This window comes from Dorea sp. (assembly GCF_977044405.1).
Genome location: NZ_CDRRQK010000007.1, coordinates 67,939 through 88,284, shown reverse-complemented (window position 1 = coordinate 88,284; position 20,346 = coordinate 67,939). Strand labels below are relative to the sequence as shown.

Here is a 20,346-nt window from a genome sequence, read left to right as displayed (position 1 = left end):
CTATGAAAAATAAGTATGGTATTGGTTTTTTGATATGCATGTTACTGATGGCCTGTGCAGTTACTGCGGCGTACCAGGTGAGCTTAAACAGGGAAAAAGAAGAGTTAAGGGCAGAGATAAAAGCGCAGGAACAGCGAAAGGCAGCAGATGAGAAACAGACTACAGTCACTGCGGACGGACAGGCATTAAAAGAAGACTGTTATTATCTGATGGAGCGTAATGGATATGTTGTCGTATATCTGAAAGATAAAAAAACAGCGTATGAATATACAGACATTCTTTTTTCAGAATTACCGGAAACAATTCAAAAAGAAATAAAAAACGGAAAATATATCGAAAACACACAGGCTTTATATGGATTTCTGGAGAATTATTCCAGTTAGATTATATGGGTATGGATATTTTTAATGATAGATAAATGGAAAGGACAAAAGATAATGGACGATAAAAAAGTAGCAAGAATCAATGAATTGTATCACAAATCAAAAGCAGAAGGATTAACGGAAGCAGAACTCAAAGAACAGCAGATCTTAAGAAGAGAATACATTGATTCTTTTAAAAGAAACTTAAGAGGACAGCTTAACAACATTTCTATCAAAGAACAGGATGGAAGTATTACGAATCTGGGTGAGAAATTTGGAAACAAAAAAGGAAATTAGACATAAGATCATCCGTCTCAGAAAAGAAATGGACCCGCTTGCGTGGCAGGAAGCTACAAAGGAGATTACAGAAAAAATCATCCGGCATCCACGATTTCTGGAAGAGACGGATATTTATTGTTATGTGAATTATAATGGTGAAGTTGGAACCGAACTTCTTATGGAAGAAGCGTGGAAGCTTGGAAAGCACGTATGGCTTCCTAAGGTAGAAGGATCAGAGATGGAATTCTATCTTGTAGAAAGCAGACAGGAACTGGAACCAGGGGTCTATGGAATTCTTGAACCTGCAGGAGAACAGAAGGCAGATGGAAAAGAAGGGCTGATGATCATGCCAGGAGTTGCCTTTGATAAAGATGGACACCGGATTGGATACGGCGGCGGATTTTATGATAAATATCTGGAAAAGCACCCAGAGCTTTATGCAATTGCCGTAGCATTTGAACTTCAGATGTATCCGGAGATTCCATGGGAGGAATATGATATCCGTCCTCAGAAAATTGTGACAGAGGAGTGCATATATCCATTGGAAGAGATGGAAGATAATTTTTGTTTATAACAAATATATTTACAAAGGAGAGTGTGCGGGATGGCAAATGGATTACCAAAAGATCCTATGCTGTTATTAAGCGTAGTGAATACAAAGCTCAGGGATTATTATTATGATCTGGATGCATTGTGTGATGATCTGGATGTAGAAAAAGAAGAGATTGTAAATACTTTAAAGGCAATTGATTATGAATATGATGAGAACAGACAGCAGTTTGTCTAAATTCTCGTTGAAAAGTATGGCGATTCACGATATAATAATTAATTGATTTTTAAATAATACAAAGGAGTTACGGATAATGCCTAATAATGTAAATTACGATATAGATATTACAAAAGAACCGCCTGTAGATGATACTGCACGTCAATATTATTATATGGAAAAAGCAAAAGCATATGTACAGAAGCAGTCTGAAGAGCTGGGACGTCCGATGACATTTTGCGTTACGACGTTTGGGTGTCAGATGAATGCCAGAGACTCAGAAAAGCTGTGTGGAATTCTCGAAAAGATTGGTTATGTAGAAGCACCGGAAGAGGAAGCTGACTTTATCATTTTTAATACGTGTACCGTAAGAGAGAATGCGAATACCAGAGTATATGGCCGTCTGGGACAGTTAAAGCCGAGAAAGAAAAAAAATCCACATATGATGATCGGGCTTTGCGGGTGTATGATGCAGGAGCCGGAAGTAGTAGAAAAATTAAAAACAAGCTACCGTTATGTAGATATTATCTTTGGAACACATAATATCTTTAAATTTGCAGAACTCATTGTGACACGTTTTGAATCACAGCGCATGGTGATCGATATCTGGAAAGATACAGATAAGATCGTAGAGAACCTTCCGAATGACCGTAAGTTCTCGTTCAAATCAGGAGTCAATATCATGTTTGGCTGTAATAATTTCTGCAGTTACTGTATTGTACCGTATGTAAGGGGAAGAGAAAGAAGCCGTGATCCGGAAGCAATCATATCAGAGATCCGCCAGCTTGTAGATGATGGTGTCGTGGAAGTTATGCTGCTTGGCCAGAATGTCAATTCTTATGGAAAGAATCTGGAAAATCCAATCACCTTTGCACAGCTTTTGGAAAAGATCGAACAGATTGAAGGACTGGAACGTATCCGTTTTATGACGTCGCATCCAAAAGATTTGTCCGATGAATTGATTGAAGTAATGGGAAGATCCAGGAAAATCTGTAAACATCTGCATCTGCCGGTACAGTCCGGAAGCAGCCGTATCTTAAAGAAGATGAACCGTCATTATACCAAAGAACAGTATCTGGAACTGGTAGAGAAGATTAAAAAGGCTGTGCCGGATATTTCGCTTACAACGGATATCATCGTGGGATTTCCGGGAGAGACGGAAGAAGACTTTGAAGAGACGATGGATATTGTAAGAAAGGTCCGGTACGATAGTGCATTTACATTTATCTATTCTAAGCGTACTGGTACACCGGCTGCTGTAATGGAAGACCAGGTGCCGGAAGATGTGGTGAAGAACCGCTTTGACAGACTGTTAAAAGAAGTACAGTCGATTGCTGCTGAGGTATGCTCGGTTCATGAAGGAACTGTTCAGACAGCGCTTATCGAATCGGTAAGTGATCATGATCCGACTATGGTAACAGGAAGATTAAGTAATAATCTTCTGGTACATATCAAAGGAGATAAGGGAATGATCGGCCGTCTGGCTGATGTCAGACTGACAGAATGCAAAGGTTTCTATTATCTGGGAGAACTGGCAGAATAATTGTATTATAATTCAGAAAGAAAACGCTCAAACTATGTAGTAATTAACAAGATAGTGAGGGCGTTTTTGTATGAAAAAAATCAGTGAATATTTATTTTTATGGGGTGTGGGAGGATGGATCTATTATTCATTAGAGGTTATCTTCCGTGGATTTTCACACTGGTCGATGTTCGTACTGGGTGGAATCTGTATGATGTTTTTTACCTATCAGGGACGTGTGGTGCATTGGCGGGATGATTTTTTCAGGCAGGTCATAAGATGCAGTATCTTCGTAACCGCCATGGAGTTTATAACCGGGATTATCGTGAATAAATGGCTGGCACTTCATGTGTGGGATTACAGCCGGATGCCGTTTCAGCTGTTTGGCCAGATTTGTCTGCCGTTTATGATATTATTTTCCGTGCTGTGTGCGGTCGGGATATATCTAAGTGCGAATATTCTTCATTTCTTATATGGAGAAGAGAAGCCACATTTTGTGAGAAAATCTATCCTTTCAAATTCAAAATATAAATGCTATAATGAAATGTAAAAACAAAAAAGACAAGAGGAGAAGAAAAGTGGCAGAATTAACACCAATGATGCAGCAGTATATGCAGACGAAAAAGGAATATCCGGACTGCATCCTCTTTTATAGATTGGGAGACTTTTATGAGATGTTCTTTGACGATGCGCTGACTGCTTCGAAAGAACTTGAGATAACATTAACTGGAAAAAACTGTGGATTAGAGGAACGTGCGCCAATGTGCGGCGTTCCTTATCATGCGGTAGACGGATATCTGAACCGGCTGGTATCAAAAGGCTATAAAGTAGCAATCTGTGAACAGATGGAAGACCCGGCGACTGCAAAGGGACTTGTAAAAAGAGATGTTGTAAGAATTGTAACACCGGGAACGAACCTGGATACACAGGCATTAGATGAGACCAAGAATAATTATATCATGTGTATTGCCTATGTTTCGGACCGTTTTGGAGTATCTGTTGCAGATGTAACGACAGGCGAGTACATGGTAACAGAGATTGAAAATGCAGAAAAATTATTTGATGAGATTTACAAATTCATGCCGTCAGAACTGGTCTGTAATGAGGCGTTCTATATGAGTGGCATGGATTTTGAATTGTTAAAAGAAAAACTTGGTATCACGGTATATTCCCTGGATTCCTGGTATTTTGATGATGCAATCTGTGAGAGAATACTGAAAGAACATTTTCATGCAGGAACGATCGAAGGCCTTGGACTTGCAGATTATGACTGCGGAGTGATTGCTGCAGGGGCGTTGCTTCAGTACCTGGTAGAAACGCAGAAAAGAGATCTGTCACACATTTCCCATCTGACGATCTATGCTTCTGGAAAATATATGCTTCTGGATAGTTCTACAAGACGTAATCTAGAATTGTGTGAGACACTCCGTGACAAACAGAAAAGAGGTTCTCTTCTCTGGGTGCTGGATAAGACGAAGACGGCAATGGGGGCAAGAGCCCTTCGTAAATATATCGAGCAGCCGTTGATTGATAAAAATGCGATCGAGAAGCGTCTGGATGCAGTGGATGAGCTGATGAAAAATGCGATTTCAAGGGAAGAGATCAGAGAGTACCTGTCTCCGGTCTATGATCTGGAACGTCTGGTTTGTAAGATTACATATCAGTCAGCGAATCCAAGAGATCTGATCGCATTCCAGAGTTCTCTTGCGATGCTCCCACATATCAAATGTATCTTAAGCGATATGCAGACACCGCTTTTAAAAGAACTGTATGATGGACTTGATACATTGGAAGATCTGTGTACGTTGGTCAGTGAATCCATCAAAGAAGATCCGCCGATTGCCATGAAGGAAGGCGGGATTATTAAGGATGGCTATAATGCGGAGGTAGATAAGCTTCGTAGTGCAAAATCCGATGGAAAAGAATGGCTTGCGAAACTGGAATCTGACGAAAGGGAGAAGACAGGGATTAAGAATCTGCGGATCAAGTATAATAAGGTTTTTGGGTATTATCTGGAAGTTACAAATTCTTTCAAAGATCTGGTGCCGGATTATTATACGAGAAAACAGACCCTTGCCAATGCAGAACGCTATATCATTCCGGAATTAAAAGAACTGGAAGATACCATTCTTGGTGCGGAGGATAAGCTGTATGCTCTGGAATACCAATTGTATTCCGAAGTCAGGGATACGATTGGAAAAGAAGTGGTGAGAATCCAGAATACAGCCAAGGCAATTGCAAAGCTGGATGCATTTGCATCACTGGCACTGGTTGCAGAACAGAATAATTATGTCAGACCTAAGATGAATGACCGTGGAGTGATCGATATTAAAGACGGACGTCATCCGGTAGTGGAAAAGATGATTTCCAATGACATGTTTATCTGCAATGATACATATTTGAATGATAAAAAGAACAGAATCTCTGTAATTACAGGACCGAATATGGCAGGAAAGTCGACATACATGAGACAGACGGCCCTGATTGTCCTGATGGCGCAGATTGGCTCTTTTGTACCGGCTTCTTCTGCCAATATTGGTGTGGTTGACCGTATATTTACGCGTGTGGGAGCTTCTGATGACCTGGCAAGCGGGCAGAGTACGTTTATGGTAGAGATGACGGAAGTGGCGAATATATTAAGGAATGCAACGAGTAAGAGCCTTCTGATCCTGGATGAGATCGGTCGTGGAACCAGTACGTTTGACGGACTCAGTATTGCGTGGGCAGTAATTGAATACATCAGTAACAGTAAACTGCTTGGCGCAAAGACGTTATTTGCAACGCATTACCACGAACTTACCGAATTAGAGGGTAAGATTGATAATGTGAATAATTACTGTATCGCAGTAAAGGAAAAAGGGGATGATATCATCTTCCTTCGTAAGATTGTCAAAGGTGGAGCAGATAAGAGCTATGGAATCCAGGTTGCAAGACTTGCAGGTGTGCCGCAGTCGGTAACAGACAGGGCAAAGGAAATCGTAGAAGAACTGGTACAGGCAGATGTAACCGGACATATCAAGGACATTGCTGTACAAGGACAGGAGCATAGTAAACCCAAGGCAAAACATTTTGATGAAGTGGATCTGGCGCAGATGTCTCTGTTTGATACGGTAAAAGATGATGATGTGATCCAGGAGATCAAGGAACTGGATCTTGCGAATCTGACGCCGATCGATGCGCTGAATACGTTATATCAGCTTCAGAACAAACTGAAGAACAGGTGGTAATATATGAGTAAGATTCAGGTACTGGACCCTATTACAATTGATAAGATTGCAGCCGGAGAAGTGATTGAAAGACCGGCATCAGTAGTAAAAGAGCTGGTGGAAAATGCAATTGACGCCGGAGCGACAGCGGTTGTGGTCGAGATTAAAGAAGGCGGGATCTCATTTATGAGAATTACAGATAACGGATGCGGAATAGACAGAGAAGATGTCCGTTCTGCATTCCTGCGCCATTCTACGAGCAAGATACGTTCCGTGGATGATCTGGTGCATATAGGATCTCTGGGGTTCCGTGGGGAAGCGCTTTCGAGTATATCAGCGGTATCACAGGTGGAACTGATCACAAAGACGAAGGATCAGACGTTTGGAACGCTGTACCGTATTGCGGGCGGAAAAGAAGAAGATCTGGAAGATACCGGAGCACCGGATGGAACAACCTTTATCATCCGTCAGCTATTCTATAATACGCCGGCGAGAAGAAAATTCCTGAAAACACCGATGACTGAGGCAAGTCATGTAGGGGATCTGATGACCAGGCTGGCACTTTCTCATCCACATATTTCATTTCAGTTTATTAATAATGGACAGTCAAAGCTACACACTTCTGGAAATGGGAAATTAAAAGATGTGATCTATCATATTTACGGAAGGGAAATTGCGGCAAATCTTTTAAATGCTGATTATGAAAGCAACGGAATTAAGATTACAGGATTCCTTGGAAAGCCGGTTATTTCCAGAGGAAACCGTAATTTTGAAAATTATTATATTAATGGACGCTATGCAAAGAACAATATCATTGCCAGAGCAATTGAAGATGGATATAAAGATTTTACGATGCAGCACAAGTATCCGTTCGTAGTACTTCATATAGAAATCGACGGGGAACACGTAGATGTAAATGTGCATCCGACAAAGATGGAGCTGCGTTTTAATAATCAGCAGGAAGTTTATAATACGATCTATGCGGCAATCGAGCAGGGATTACATGAAAAACAGCTGATCCCGCATGTAGAGATGCCGGAGCCAAAGGCTGCACCGGTGAGAACGGAGCAGAAAGTGAAAAAGGCTGTTATTCCACCACCGCAGGAACGGAATCTTGATTATTTTATGGACAAGATGAAAGAACGTGTGATGGCAGAATATGAAGAGCGGAAAGCTTCGAAGGATTCTTTACAGAAAAATCAGGAAAGCTTGCAAAATCAGGCATCAGATATGCAGCAAAATACGGCAGAAAGTAAAAAAGATGCCTTACAAAATGTGAAGAGAGAAAGCCAGTATATATCAAAGAACGCAGAACAAGCTGGTATGTATAATGTTGTACGGGAAGAGAAAAATGTATATATGGCGGAAAAACAACTGTCTTCACCGGAGGAGGCTAATGTTGTACCGGAAGAGTCCAGTGTTATACCGGAAAAGTCTCAGGAGCAGAACAAACAGAATGTACAGCAGGAATATACAGACATAGCTAAAAATGCAAAACAGATGGAGCTTTTTGAAGATAATCTGCTGACAAGAGAGGCTATGCAGAAGTATAAAGTAGTCGGACAGGTGTTTGAGACATACTGGCTGGTAGAGTATGGCAATAACCTTTATATCATAGATCAGCATGCGGCACATGAACGTGTCCTGTATGAAAAGACGTTAAAATCCATGAAAACAAGAGAATTTACCTCCCAGATGATCAGTCCACCGATTGTGCTGACACTTGGCATGCAGGAGGCGGAGCTTCTGGAAACCTATATGGATCAGTTTACACGTATCGGATTTGAAATAGAAGAATTTGGACAGGATTCCTATGCTGTCCGTGCGGTTCCGGATAATCTGTTCAGCATTGCAAAAAAAGATCTTCTTATGGAGATGATAGATAGTCTTTCGGATGAAATCACGAGAAATCTTTCACTGGACCTGATTGATGAGAAGATTGCGTCTATGTCGTGCAAGGCGGCGGTAAAGGGGAATATGAAGCTTTCGATACAGGAAGTAGATGCGCTGATCGGAGAACTTCTTTCACTGGATAATCCATATCATTGTCCACATGGAAGACCGACGATCATTGCAATGACAAAGAGAGAACTGGAAAAGAAATTCAAGAGGATAGTATAGATATGACGAAGAAACCATTAGTAGTTCTAACAGGACCTACGGCTGTAGGAAAGACAAAAGCGTCCATCGGACTTGCAAAAGCAATTGGCGGAGAAATCATCTCTGCGGATTCTATGCAGGTATATGAATACATGGACATTGGTTCAGCAAAGATACGCCCGGAGGAGATGCAGGGAGTTCCCCATTATCTGGTAGATGAATTGAAGCCATGGGAGGAATTTCATGTGGTCCGCTTTCAACAGATGGCGAAAAAAGCAATGGAACAGATCTATGCAAATGGACATATTCCGATCGTGGTTGGCGGAACGGGCTTCTATATACAGGCACTACTTTATGATATTGATTTTACAGAGACACCAAAAGACGATACATACAGAGAACAATTAGAAACACTTGCAAAGGAAAAAGGAAGCCTTTATCTACATGATATGTTAAAGGCGGTTGATGAAAAATCGGCAGAAGATATTCATGCAAATAATGTAAAAAGAGTTATACGGGCGCTGGAATATTATCACCAGACAGGAGAGAAAATGTCTGAGCATAACGAAGAAGAGCGCCAGAAAGAATCACCGTATGAATTCACATATTTTGTTCTGGATGCGCCGAGAGAAAAGCTGTATGAACGGATTGATCAGCGTGTGGACCTTATGATGGAAGAAGGTCTGGTAGATGAGGTAAAACATCTGAAAGAACTTGGATGTACCAGGGATATGGTGTCCATGCAGGGGCTGGGATATAAAGAAATCCTTGATTATCTGGACGGTATATGCAGTCTTGAAGAGGCGGTGTATAGGATTAAGCGTGATACCAGGCATTTTGCAAAGCGGCAGCTGACCTGGTTCAGGCGGGAGCGTCAGGTTACGTGGATTCACAAGGATGTATATGATTACGATGAAGAGAACATCCTAAAAGCAATGATATCACATCTGGAGGGAAGAATATGCTGAGAAAAAAGATGAGAGGCAGATCCAAATTTTTACGTAAAATGAATGAACTGATGGACATATATTCCAGAAGCCAGGATACCGGTTTTGCGTACAGAGAACTTCTCGGACTGGAGCATATGATCCGTTATGAGGGAGAAAAGGCAATGTTTGATCTCAACAGGGCTTCACTTCTTTATGATATGGAAAAATATCAGGAGGCAGCAGCCGTACTCCGGGGAATTCCATCTATCAATCCGACATTCGATGCAATGTGTGAGTCGCTGCGGTTTAAGATTGCAGAAGCAATATAAAAGAAAATCAAAATACGAAAGGACATAAATTTAGAATGATATCAATGAATACAATCTATAACGAAATGGGAATCCGGGAGACCGTACTTTCGTTTGGAAAAAATATAGAAAAGGATCTGAAGGACAGATTTGAGAAAATTGATGAAGTAGCGGAATATAATCAGCTGAAAGTAGTAAAAGCGATGCAGGATAACCGTGTCAGTGCGGGATGCTTTAATTACGCCAGTGGGTATGGATATGACGATCAGGGACGTGATACACTGGAAAAGGTTTATGCGTCTATTTTTCATACGGAAAGTGCGCTGGTACGCCCGCAGATTACTTGCGGAACACATGCACTTTCTCTTGCACTTGCTGCGAATTTAAGACCTGGAGATGAACTTCTGGCACCAGCCGGAAAGCCATATGATACTCTGGAAGAGGTGATCGGAATCCGTCCATCGAATGGTTCGCTTGCGGAATATGGCGTTACATACTCCCAGGTGGATCTGCTGGAAGATGGTACATTTGATTACGAGAATATTAAAAAGGCAATCAATGACAAGACGAAGATGGTTGCGATTCAGCGTTCCAAAGGATATCAGACCAGACCGAGCTTTTCGGTAAAGCAGATCGGGGAATTGATTGCGTTTGTAAAAGAGATTAAACCAGATCTGATCTGTATGGTGGATAACTGTTATGGTGAATTTGTTGAGACAATAGAACCAAGTGATGTCGGAGCGGACATGACAGTAGGTTCTCTGATTAAGAATCCGGGCGGCGGTCTTGCACCGATTGGTGGATATATTGCAGGGCGTGGGGATTTGATCGATGCATGTGGATATCGTCTGACTTCTCCGGGACTTGGAAGAGAGGTAGGAGCTTCACTTGGCGTGATGAAAGATTTTTACCAGGGATTATTTCTTGCACCGACCGTGGCAGCTTCGGCGTTGAAAGGAGCTATTTTTGCTGCGAACATTTATGAAAAGCTTGGATTCCCGGTAATTCCGAATGGAACAGAGAGCAGACATGATATTATCCAGGCGGTAGAGTTTGGAGTTCCAGAAGGAGTAATTGAATTCTGCAAGGGAATTCAGGCTGCTGCACCAGTGGATTCTTATGTTACTCCTGAGCCATGGCCGATGCCGGGATATGATTCGGATGTCATTATGGCAGCCGGAGCATTTGTACAGGGGTCATCGATAGAGCTTAGTGCGGATGGACCGATCAAGCCGCCGTATGCGGTTTATTTCCAGGGGGGACTTACATGGCCACATGCAAAGCTTGGTATATTAATGTCTCTGGAATACCTCGTAAGAGCAGGAATTGTTAATTTATAATAAATAGATGAAAACGATGAAAGAGGAATCTCAGATGAAGAAAATTGCAGTTATCGGTGGAGGTGCTTCCGGACTTGTGGCGGCAATTGCAGCGGCAAGAACAAATCATCAGGCACAGATCACGGTATATGAAAAAAAAGATGCGGCTGGCAGGAAGATTCTTGCGACCGGCAATGGGCGATGCAATCTGACTAATAAAGATATGAAACCGGCATATTTCAGAAGTGAATATATGCCGGCAGTAGAAAAGGTGCTTGACCGGTTTGGATATGAAGATACGTTAAGATTCTTCGAATCACTCGGTCTTATGACAAAAACCAGAGGAAACTACATATATCCTATGTCGGATCAGGCTTCTACTGTACTGGAGTTACTAAAATTGGAGCTGGAACGCCTGCATGTACGGGTCTGTACGGATGCACAGGTTACGGAGGTAGTGCCTGTGTCAGGAGGTTTCTGGGTGAAAACAGGATCTGCCGGTAAAAAGCAGAAAATGGATGCAGTTATACTGGCCTGCGGTGGAAAGGCAAATGCAAAGCTTGGATCGGATGGAAGCGGTTATGCACTGGCAAAAAGTCTGGGACACAGTATGGTACCGGTGGTGCCTGCGTTAGTACAGCTGAAAGTGAAGAATCATCCATTTGTAAAAGCTGCGGGAGTCCGTATAGATGCTGAAGTAACTGCAATCTGTGATGGAAAAGAAACCGCATCCGATCATGGTGAGGTTCAGATCACCGCATATGGAATATCCGGAATACCGGTTTTTCAGATTAGCCGTTTTATTTCCGGAGCACTATATCGCAAAAAAACAGTGAAAGTAAAGATGGATTTTTTTCCTGAAAAATCGGAAAAGGAACTTCTGGAACTTCTTTTAAAGAGAAAAGAAGGACGGGAACAGATGAATAGCGGAGAGTATCTTCTAGGTATTTTTCATCAGAAAATGATTCCAAGATTTCTGGAGCAGGCACGTATCCGTATGCATACAAAAGTAGGCGAAATCTCGGAACAACAGATGAAAAGTCTTGTGCAGGCAATAAAGAAAAACGTAGTAACAATTGAGACTACGAATGGATTTGATAATGCGCAGGTCTGCGCAGGAGGAATCAGTGCCGAAGAAATCAATCCGGATACTATGGAATCCAGATACATAGAAGATCTTTACCTGACAGGAGAATTGTTGGACGTGGATGGAATCTGTGGTGGATATAATCTTCAATGGGCATGGGCAACGGGATATCTTGCCGGTGCTGCTGCGGCAAAATGTAAACGTTAAAAAGTGAAGTAGATAAGGGGAGCAGAGCATGATTCGCATTAACCAGATGAAACTGGATATAGAGCATACAAAGGAAGATTTGGAGAAAAAAGTATTAAAAACACTTCGTATTAAAAGAGACGAACTTCTTGAACTGCAGATCAGAAAGCAGTCGGTCGATGCAAGAAAAAAGCCGGAGCTTTATTATGTGTATTCTGTCGATGTGCAGGTGAAAGACGAAGCAAAAGTAAGAAAAAATGTAAAAAACAAGCAGGTACAATTCCAGGTTAAGCCAAATATTTATCATTTCCCTGATAGCGGAGAAGTGGTATTAGAACACCGCCCGGTAATCATTGGAACCGGACCGGCAGGCCTGTTCTGCGGTTATATGCTTGCAATGCATGGCTACCGCCCGATTCTTCTTGAACGGGGAGCCGATGTAGAGGAACGTACCAGAGATGTGGAAACATTCTGGAAGACAGGAGTATTAAATCCTGCATCAAATGTACAGTTTGGAGAAGGCGGGGCTGGAACATTTTCGGATGGAAAACTGAATACGCTCGTAAAAGACAAAGACGGCCGTGGAAGAGAAGTTATGCAGATTTTTACCAGACATGGGGCTCCGGAGGAGATTACGTATCAGAGTAAACCACATATCGGTACAGATGTATTGTCCTCGGTAGTAAAAGAAATGCGGCTGTATATCTGTGAACACGGCGGAGAGGTGCGGTTTTATTCACAGGTTACTGATATCCGGACTGAGAAGACGAACGGTACAGAGACTTTGAAAGCGCTGGAAGTACAGGATTTAAAAAACGGAGAATCATATATTCTGGAGACAGAACTGGCGGTACTTGCAATCGGACACAGTGCGAGAGATACATTTGCTATGCTGTACAGACACGGGCTTCCAATGCAGGCGAAATCTTTTGCTGTTGGTGTGCGCATGGAACATCCGCAGGAAATGATCAATCAAGATCAGTATGGGGAATCATATTCCAGAAAGTATCAGACAGAACTTCCGGCGGCGCCTTATAAACTGACTGCCAGTCTGGAAAATGGAAGAGGAGTCTATACATTCTGCATGTGTCCGGGTGGTTATGTGGTAAATTCATCTTCTGAACCAGGCAGACTTGTGGTAAATGGAATGAGTTACAGTAAGCGTGATGGGAAAAATGCCAACAGTGCAGTAATTGTCACCGTAACACCGGAAGATTTCGGAAGTGATGAACCACTTGCAGGCGTTGAATTTCAAAGAAAACTGGAAGAAGCAGCATACAGGGAAGGTAACGGAAAGATTCCGGTCCAGCTTTTTGGTGATTTCTGTGAAAATCAAAAATCGGTAAAACTCGGGGAAGTCATTCCTCAGATGAAAGGGAAGTACCAACTGGCTAATACAAGAAATATCTTTCCTGAGATCATTGCAGAATCTCTGGAAAAAGGAGTGCTTGCATTTGATAAGAAGCTTCCGGGATATGCAAGAACGGATGCAGTTATTTCCGGTGTGGAAAGCAGAACATCGTCACCGGTGCGTATCACCAGAGATGAAACGCTGCAAAGTGAATTTAGAGGAATCTATCCTTGCGGCGAAGGCGCTGGATATGCGGGTGGAATCACATCAGCTGCTATGGACGGAATGAAGATTGCGGAAATGATTGCTGCTATATATCGCCCGTTTGTGACAAATTAGTGACAATTTTTATAAAAAACGCCTATATTTAAACAAAAAATGAAAATAACTTTAAGAATTTTTTAATAGGATAAACCTATACACTTTTTCTGAAATATGATAAAATGTATTGAGTTTTTAGATAGGAAAAACGAGGAGGAGTACATATGAAAGGTGCAGGAAGTAAAAACGCCTGGGCTTTATTTCTGCTGATGTTAGCAGGAGTTGTTCTTGGTGGCTTTATCGGAACGCTGGCAAAAGATATACCGGCATTATCCTGGCTGAGCTATGGACAATCCTTCGGGATAGACGAACCAATCGTTCTAAACCTGGGAGTGTTGGTCGTTACATTCGGGCTTTCGATAAACATAACCATGGCAAGTATCATTGGCGTGATTCTTTCCATTATCATATATCGTTTCTTGTAACTTATACAGAGAGTGAAGACTTTTGTATACTTAAGTATGCAAAGGAAACTGTCAGGGCAGTTTCCAGGTATGAGTGTCGTGCGAATCTAAAGAAAAGCTATGAATCAATCAAATACCATAAGAGAAATGCCGCCAGAGGAAAGACCATATGAAAAGTGTCTTCGCCTGGGGGCAGAAAGTTTAAGCGATGTTGAATTGCTGGCAGTGTTATTAAGAACAGGAACCAGAGGTGAAAATGCCATAGAGTTATCCAGACGGATCCTGTATCATGCCGGAGAAAGCGGGATTCTTGGAATTCACCAGTTCAATAAAGAACGCTTAATGAAAATCAGAGGAATCGGGAATGTAAAAGCGATACAGATTTCGTGCATATCGGAACTTGCAAAAAGACTTGCAAAGGCTTCGTATCACGAAATGGTAAGCTTTACAGATCCAAAAACGATTGCTAAATATTATATGGAAGATTTACGGCACGAAAAGCAGGAACATATGAAGCTATTGATGCTAAACTCAAAAGCGAGGCTTCTTGGTGAGACAACTATTTCAAAAGGAACTGTGAATGCGTCTCTGATCACACCAAGAGAGCTGTTTGTAGAAGCATTACAAAAAAATGCTGTGTCTATTATAATTTTACACAATCATCCAAGCGGTGACCCAACTCCAAGCCGGGAAGATATGCTGACAACAAAAAGAATTCTGGATGCAGGAGCACTGATCGGAATAGAACTGTTAGATCATATTGTGATTGGCAATAATTGTTATATTAGTTTTCGGGAAGAGGGAATGCTGTAGGATAGAAAGGATTCTGTCAGATGGCAAGAAATGTATACGGATTAGATCTTGGCTCTTATGAGATCAAGGTCTATGATAAGAAAAAAGATACAATCTGGAAAGAAAAAAATGTGATCGCATTCAAAGATAACCGTGATCGCGATATATTTGCAGTAGGAGATGATGCGTTTCGTATGTATGGAAAAGCACCATCCAATATTGAAATCACATTTCCTATGAAGGAGGGGGTCATTTCCAGATTCAATGATATGCAGTTTCTACTACAGAATCTTTTGAAAAGAGGGAAACAATTTTCAAGAGGATCTGAGTATGTAATTGCAGTTCCGACAGATGTCACGGAAGTAGAGAAAAAAGCCTTTTTTGATCTGGTCATCCACTCGACAGCGAAGGCGAAAGAGGTAAATATTGTAGAACGGTCCATTGCAGATGCGGTAGGACTGAACCTGGATATTCAGAATACAAAAGGAATTATGATTGTAAACTTTGGTGGTGAGACGACTGAATTATCTGTGCTTGCAGGTGGAGGAATGGTACTTAACCGATTACTTAAGGTTGGTGGTTCTACTTATGATCAGGGAATCATTAATCTGGTAAAACATAGTCATGACTTTCTGATTGGACGGCAGACAGCCGAGGTATTAAGAAAGAATTTTGATGTGTTTGCCAGAGGATCAGATGCAGTGCTTTCTGTAGCGGGACGTGATCTGATTACAGGAGTTCCGATGAGAAAACCAATTTCGATCACACTGGTACGCGCTGCAATGAAGGAACATCTGCAAGAATGCGTCAAATCAATTAATTCTTTATTAGACAGAACACCTCCGGAGGTACGAAAAGCAATCTATGAAAATGGAATATTCCTGACAGGAGGACTTGCAAATATGCCGGGGCTGGAATTGTATATCGAGCAGATGGTAGGGATTAAGTCAAGATCTGCACTTCAGCCGGATATCTGCGCAGTGAATGGATTGAAGCGCATTATTATGTCAAAAGAATTAAAAAAACTGGCATTTTCAATGATAGAAGATAATTATAGGTGGATGAGATAATGAAGACAAATAATCAATCTTCCCTTCCAAGTAAATACTGGCTGATGATCGTTATTACGATCTGCGTTATCTTAATGGGAGTTGAGCGCATCACTGGAGGGAATGGACCAATCAGCTTTGTTGCAAATTATACAGTGATTCCGATGCAAAAAGGAATTGGATATGTAGGGCGCTATATGAGTGATCTTTCAGATAACTTTGAAACCTTGCAGGATATGAAAAAAGAAAATAAAAAGCTGCAGTCGAAAGTAGACGATCTGACAATCGATAATACAAGACTTCGTCAGGAACAATACGAACTGGAAAGACTGAGAGAATTGTATAAACTGGATGAAAATTATTCTGATTATAAGAAAGTCGGTGCACATGTCATTTCCAATAACGGAACAAACTGGTTCAGTGATTTTACAATTGATAAAGGAAGCAAGGATGGAATTAAGAAAAACTGTAATGTACTTGCTGGAAGTGGTCTTGTAGGTATTGTGACAGAGGTCGGCCCGCATTATGCAAGAGTTCGTTCGATCATAGATGATGAAAGTAATATCAGTGCCATGATCCTTTCAACATCAGATACCTGTGTCGTAAGAGGTGATCTGAAACAGATGGAAAATGGAAGAATCCGTTTTGAAAAACTGGCAAATAATGATAATAAAATAGAAGTTGGTGAGCAGGTTGTTACCTCTCATGTCAGCGACCGGTTCCTACAGGGATTGTTTATCGGATATGTCAGTGATATAAAGGTAGATTCTAATAATCTGACCAGATCGGGATATATTACGCCTGCGGTTGATTTTACAAAGCTTCAGGAGGTACTTGTGATTACAACAACCAAGAATGAGCTTGTAAAGCAGGAATCCGGAGACGGTCAGTAAAGGAGAACTATATATGAAAAGAAAAGTAATAACTTTTATTATTATTATAGTCTGCTTTCTTATGGAATGTACACTATTTCACAAGTTATCATTTGCGTCGATCAAGCCGAATCTGTTGATTATTGTTACGTCTTCGCTTGGTCTGATGCGTGGGAAAAAAGAAGGCCTTGCAGTAGGTGTGGTGTCTGGCTTCCTGATAGATGTGTTCTGGGGGAATACCCTTGGATTTTACACATTACTTTTTGCAGTGATCGGCTATATGAATGGATCACTTCGCAGACTTTTTTATGACGATGATGTCAAATTACCGATTGCATTGATTGCAGTCAGTGAATTGATATATGGCTTGGTTACATACTTTTGTATGTATCTTTTACGGGGGGACTTTGCTTTTGAAGCGTATCTGAGAAAGATAATTCTGCCGGAACTGGTATACACGATTCTGGTAACATTAGTCCTTTATCAGATTATATTACACATTAATAAGAAACTAGAAGCAGAAGAACAAAGGAGTGCAAGCAAATTTGTATAGTTTATGGGAACGGATAAAATCCGGAATTGCAGGAATCGTACAATCTCGAATATTCGTCTTGATCGTTGTGTTTTGCATTACGTCAGCCATACTGGTACAGAGAATATTCTATTTACAGATTGTAAAAGGGCAGGAGTATCTCGATGATTATAAACTGCAGATACAGAAGACAAAAGAGATACAGGGAACCAGAGGAAATATCTATGACCGCAATGGTACACTGCTCGCTTATAATGAACTGGCTTATTCGGTAACGATTGAAGATAATGGATCTTATGACAGTATCGCACAGCAGAACAAAGTACTGAATAAAACTATTTCGACAGTTATTGAGATGGTAGAATCTAACGGAGATACCGTGATTAATAACTTTGGTATTATTCTTGACAGCAATAATAATTATCAGTTTGTTGCTCAAAATGAGACACAGAAATTACGCTTTATTGCGGATGTGTATGGAAAAGCTACGATCGATCAGCTGTCTGCAAAGCAAAAAGCACTGACAGCTGATGAGGTGATTCATTATCTTTGCACAGACAAGCAGAAATTTGGAATTGACGAAGAGAATATGGAAAAATCGATGGTATTAAAGCTGATCAATATCCGTTATCAGATCTGGCTGAACAGCTATCAGAAGTATATCTCAACAACAATTGCCGAAGATGTCAGTGAAGCTACTGTTGCAGATGTAATGGAAAATCTTGACAAATTATCAGGAATCAATGTAGAAGAAGAAACGCTCAGAAAGTATACCGACAGTAAGTGTTTTGCAAATATCATTGGCTATACCGGACAGATTTCCCAGGAAGAGTTCGATGCATTGAGTGAGTCTGAGCAGGAAGAATACAGTAAAACCGATACAGTTGGTAAATCTGGAATTGAAAAAACCATGGATGCACAGCTGCAAGGGAAAAAAGGAAGCGAAAAACTCTACGTTAACAATGTAGGTAAGGTTATAAAAACGGTAAAAGGAAAAACGCCGAAAGCAGGAAATGATCTGTATCTGACCATTGATGCAAACCTTCAGAAAGCAGCATACAACATTCTGGAACAGGAATTGGCGGGTGTATTACTTACTAAGATTCAGAACAGCCTGGATTTTGACCGTAATAAGGTAGATGACGGAAGTGATGTGGTTATTCCGATTGGTGATGTATATAATGCAATGATAGGAAATGATGTTCTTGATATGACGCATTTTTCTGATGCAAATGCCGGAGATGCTGAAAAACAGGTTGCGTCATTATTTGCCAGCAGAAAAGAAACGGTGAAGAATTCACTTACTGATATCTTTAATAATCAAAAGGCTGCTGCTTACAGTGATCAGCCAAAAGAAGTACAGGCTTATCTGACCTATCTTGTAACGGATGTCCTGACAAATGGAACCGGTGTATTGATGTCAAAAGCGATTGATACAAATGATGATACGTATAAAGCCTGGAAAGAAGATGAATCCATTAATGTATATACGTACCTGAATTATGCAATTTCCAAAAACTGGGTAGATACATCCCTTTTGAAGAATTATGTGAATTCGAATGAACAATATTCGGATTCAAGCGAAGTATATCAGGGAATCGTGAACTATATTATGGATTATATCAATACGGACAACAGCTTTGATAAGCTGGTATATCGGTATATGATCAAGTCCGGAACTATAACAGGACGTCAGGTATGTATGATGCTTTATGAACAGGGAGTCCTGGAAATGGATGAGGCGCAGTATAATGGGTTAAGAGCCGGAAGGGTTGCAGCCTATGATTTTATGCGTAGTAAGATCCAGTCATTACAGATCACACCTGGACAGATTGGTCTGGAGCCTTGTACCGGTTCTATGGTAGCGACGGATCCGAAGACCGGAGAAGTACTTGCGTGCGTATCTTATCCGGGATATGACAACAATAAACTTGCAAATACTATGGATTCTGATTATTACAGTAAATTGCTTACGAATAGTTCACGTCCATTCTATAATAATGCGACACAGGAAAAGACAGCGCCTGGTTCTACTTACAAGCCGCTTGCGGCAATCGCAGGATTGACAGAAGGTGTGATAGATACGAATACGTATATTACCTGTGCGGGAGTATATAAAAGAGTAACTCCAAATCCAAGATGCTGGATTTATCCATCTGCACATGGTAATTTGAAAGTATCGCAGGCAATTCAGCATTCATGTAATGATTTCTTCTATGAGGTCGGTTACAGACTTGGGTTAAACAGTGCAGGTGAAGCACAGGAAACCGGAGATACAACAGATAACAAAACGACGCAGAATTATTACTCAAGTGAACGAGGAATTGCGAGATTACAGAAATATGCAGAGGAATTTGGTCTGGGGGCGACATCCGGCATGGAGATTCCGGAATCAGAACCACAGATTTCAGATGATAACGCAGTATTATCTGCGATTGGACAAGGTACGAATAACTATACAACCAGTCAGCTGGCAAGATATATTACTGCAGTTGCTAATGAAGGAACAGTATATAATTTAAGCATTCTTGATAAAGTAACAGACAGCAAAGGCAATGTAGTAGAAGATTATACTCCTGAAGTGAAAAATAAGATTACAGATGTATCATCAAGTACGTGGAATGCTGTGCATGAAGGTATGAGGGCAGTTGTAACTTCAGAACATGGAGATATCTTTACAAAATTGAATGCAAGTAATGTGCAGTTATCCGGAAAAACGGGTACAGCACAGCAGAGTAAGACACATCCGGACCATGGATTGTTTGTTGGATTTGCGCCAAGCAATGATCCAGAGATTGCATTTGCAATCCGTATTGCGAATGGTTACAGTTCAACATTTGCAGCGGAGGTCGGAAATGATGTTATGGAATACTATTATCAGGTAACACCGGAGGACGAACTGATTACAGGGGAAGCTTCAGGTATCAGTACAGGAACAGGTGCTGGTGATTAAAAAAGAAA

The 20,346-nt window shown here is 41.1% G+C and carries 19 protein-coding genes; all 19 read left to right on the top strand.

All coding sequences use genetic code 11. The annotated features are described in order from the left end of the window. Window positions 1-2: 2 nt before the first annotated feature. The 19 genes from ACWJAF_RS05105 (at window position 3) to ACWJAF_RS05015 (ending at window position 20,338) form a co-directional block, all read left to right on the top strand. Window positions 3-383, top strand: a complete 381-nt coding sequence (locus ACWJAF_RS05105) for a hypothetical protein (RefSeq protein ID WP_296029225.1) — start codon at window positions 3-5, stop codon at window positions 381-383. A 54-nt stretch (window positions 384-437) separates the two neighbouring features. Beyond that, on the top strand, window positions 438-659 hold the full coding sequence (locus ACWJAF_RS05100) for a DUF896 domain-containing protein (protein WP_296029227.1): 222 nt from the start codon (window positions 438-440) through the stop codon (window positions 657-659). Continuing rightward, window positions 628-1,215, top strand: a complete 588-nt coding sequence (locus ACWJAF_RS05095; RefSeq protein WP_448862621.1) for a 5-formyltetrahydrofolate cyclo-ligase — start codon at window positions 628-630, stop codon at window positions 1,213-1,215. Before ACWJAF_RS05100 ends, ACWJAF_RS05095 begins: the two co-directional genes overlap by 32 nt. A gap of 30 nt (window positions 1,216-1,245) precedes the next feature. Then, complete coding sequence (locus ACWJAF_RS05090) at window positions 1,246-1,428, top strand: DUF4250 domain-containing protein (protein ID WP_448862619.1); 183 nt, start codon at window positions 1,246-1,248, stop codon at window positions 1,426-1,428. 76 nt (window positions 1,429-1,504) lie between these two features. Beyond that, on the top strand, window positions 1,505-2,950 hold the full coding sequence (miaB, locus tag ACWJAF_RS05085) for a tRNA (N6-isopentenyl adenosine(37)-C2)-methylthiotransferase MiaB (protein ID WP_296092723.1): 1,446 nt from the start codon (window positions 1,505-1,507) through the stop codon (window positions 2,948-2,950). Window positions 2,951-3,020: 70 nt separating this feature from the next. Next, on the top strand, window positions 3,021-3,479 hold the full coding sequence (locus ACWJAF_RS05080; protein ID WP_296029456.1) for a putative ABC transporter permease: 459 nt from the start codon (window positions 3,021-3,023) through the stop codon (window positions 3,477-3,479). 28 nt (window positions 3,480-3,507) lie between these two features. Then, window positions 3,508-6,156, top strand: a complete 2,649-nt coding sequence (mutS, locus tag ACWJAF_RS05075; RefSeq protein WP_448862616.1) for a DNA mismatch repair protein MutS — start codon at window positions 3,508-3,510, stop codon at window positions 6,154-6,156. A gap of 3 nt (window positions 6,157-6,159) precedes the next feature. Continuing rightward, the gene (gene mutL, locus ACWJAF_RS05070; RefSeq protein ID WP_448862614.1) at window positions 6,160-8,256 is read left to right on the top strand and encodes a DNA mismatch repair endonuclease MutL; all 2,097 of its coding nucleotides are present in this window, start codon (window positions 6,160-6,162) and stop codon (window positions 8,254-8,256) included. 2 nt (window positions 8,257-8,258) lie between these two features. After that, window positions 8,259-9,203, top strand: coding sequence for a tRNA (adenosine(37)-N6)-dimethylallyltransferase MiaA (gene miaA, locus ACWJAF_RS05065; RefSeq protein WP_296029461.1), 945 nt, complete (start codon window positions 8,259-8,261; stop codon window positions 9,201-9,203). Further along, window positions 9,197-9,493, top strand: a complete 297-nt coding sequence (locus ACWJAF_RS05060; RefSeq protein WP_296029464.1) for a hypothetical protein — start codon at window positions 9,197-9,199, stop codon at window positions 9,491-9,493. Before miaA ends, ACWJAF_RS05060 begins: the two co-directional genes overlap by 7 nt. 35 nt (window positions 9,494-9,528) lie before the next feature. Beyond that, window positions 9,529-10,812: a methionine gamma-lyase family protein gene (locus ACWJAF_RS05055; protein ID WP_448862611.1), complete on the top strand. Its 1,284-nt coding sequence runs from the start codon at window positions 9,529-9,531 to the stop codon at window positions 10,810-10,812. Between the two features lie 34 nt (window positions 10,813-10,846). Continuing rightward, window positions 10,847-12,085: an NAD(P)/FAD-dependent oxidoreductase gene (locus tag ACWJAF_RS05050; protein ID WP_448862610.1), complete on the top strand. Its 1,239-nt coding sequence runs from the start codon at window positions 10,847-10,849 to the stop codon at window positions 12,083-12,085. 28 nt (window positions 12,086-12,113) lie between these two features. Continuing rightward, window positions 12,114-13,754 (top strand): NAD(P)/FAD-dependent oxidoreductase, encoded by a 1,641-nt coding sequence (locus tag ACWJAF_RS05045; RefSeq protein WP_448862608.1) that lies wholly within the window; start codon window positions 12,114-12,116, stop codon window positions 13,752-13,754. A 146-nt stretch (window positions 13,755-13,900) separates the two neighbouring features. Then, complete coding sequence (locus ACWJAF_RS05040) at window positions 13,901-14,161, top strand: DUF4321 domain-containing protein (protein WP_296029474.1); 261 nt, start codon at window positions 13,901-13,903, stop codon at window positions 14,159-14,161. A 99-nt stretch (window positions 14,162-14,260) separates the two neighbouring features. Beyond that, a complete protein-coding gene (gene radC, locus ACWJAF_RS05035) occupies window positions 14,261-14,953 on the top strand; it encodes a RadC family protein (RefSeq protein WP_296029476.1) in 693 nt (230 codons plus the stop codon). Between the two features lie 20 nt (window positions 14,954-14,973). Continuing rightward, window positions 14,974-16,002, top strand: coding sequence for a rod shape-determining protein (locus ACWJAF_RS05030; protein ID WP_296029479.1), 1,029 nt, complete (start codon window positions 14,974-14,976; stop codon window positions 16,000-16,002). Further along, window positions 16,002-16,874 (top strand): rod shape-determining protein MreC, encoded by an 873-nt coding sequence (gene mreC / locus ACWJAF_RS05025; RefSeq protein WP_296029484.1) that lies wholly within the window; start codon window positions 16,002-16,004, stop codon window positions 16,872-16,874. Before ACWJAF_RS05030 ends, mreC begins: the two co-directional genes overlap by 1 nt. A gap of 13 nt (window positions 16,875-16,887) precedes the next feature. Beyond that, the gene (mreD, locus tag ACWJAF_RS05020) at window positions 16,888-17,406 is read left to right on the top strand and encodes a rod shape-determining protein MreD (RefSeq protein WP_296029487.1); all 519 of its coding nucleotides are present in this window, start codon (window positions 16,888-16,890) and stop codon (window positions 17,404-17,406) included. Further along, entirely contained in the window at window positions 17,399-20,338 is a 2,940-nt protein-coding gene (locus ACWJAF_RS05015) for a penicillin-binding transpeptidase domain-containing protein (protein WP_448862605.1), read from the top strand. The genes mreD and ACWJAF_RS05015 overlap by 8 nt, the downstream gene beginning before the upstream one ends. Window positions 20,339-20,346 lie beyond the last annotated feature (8 nt).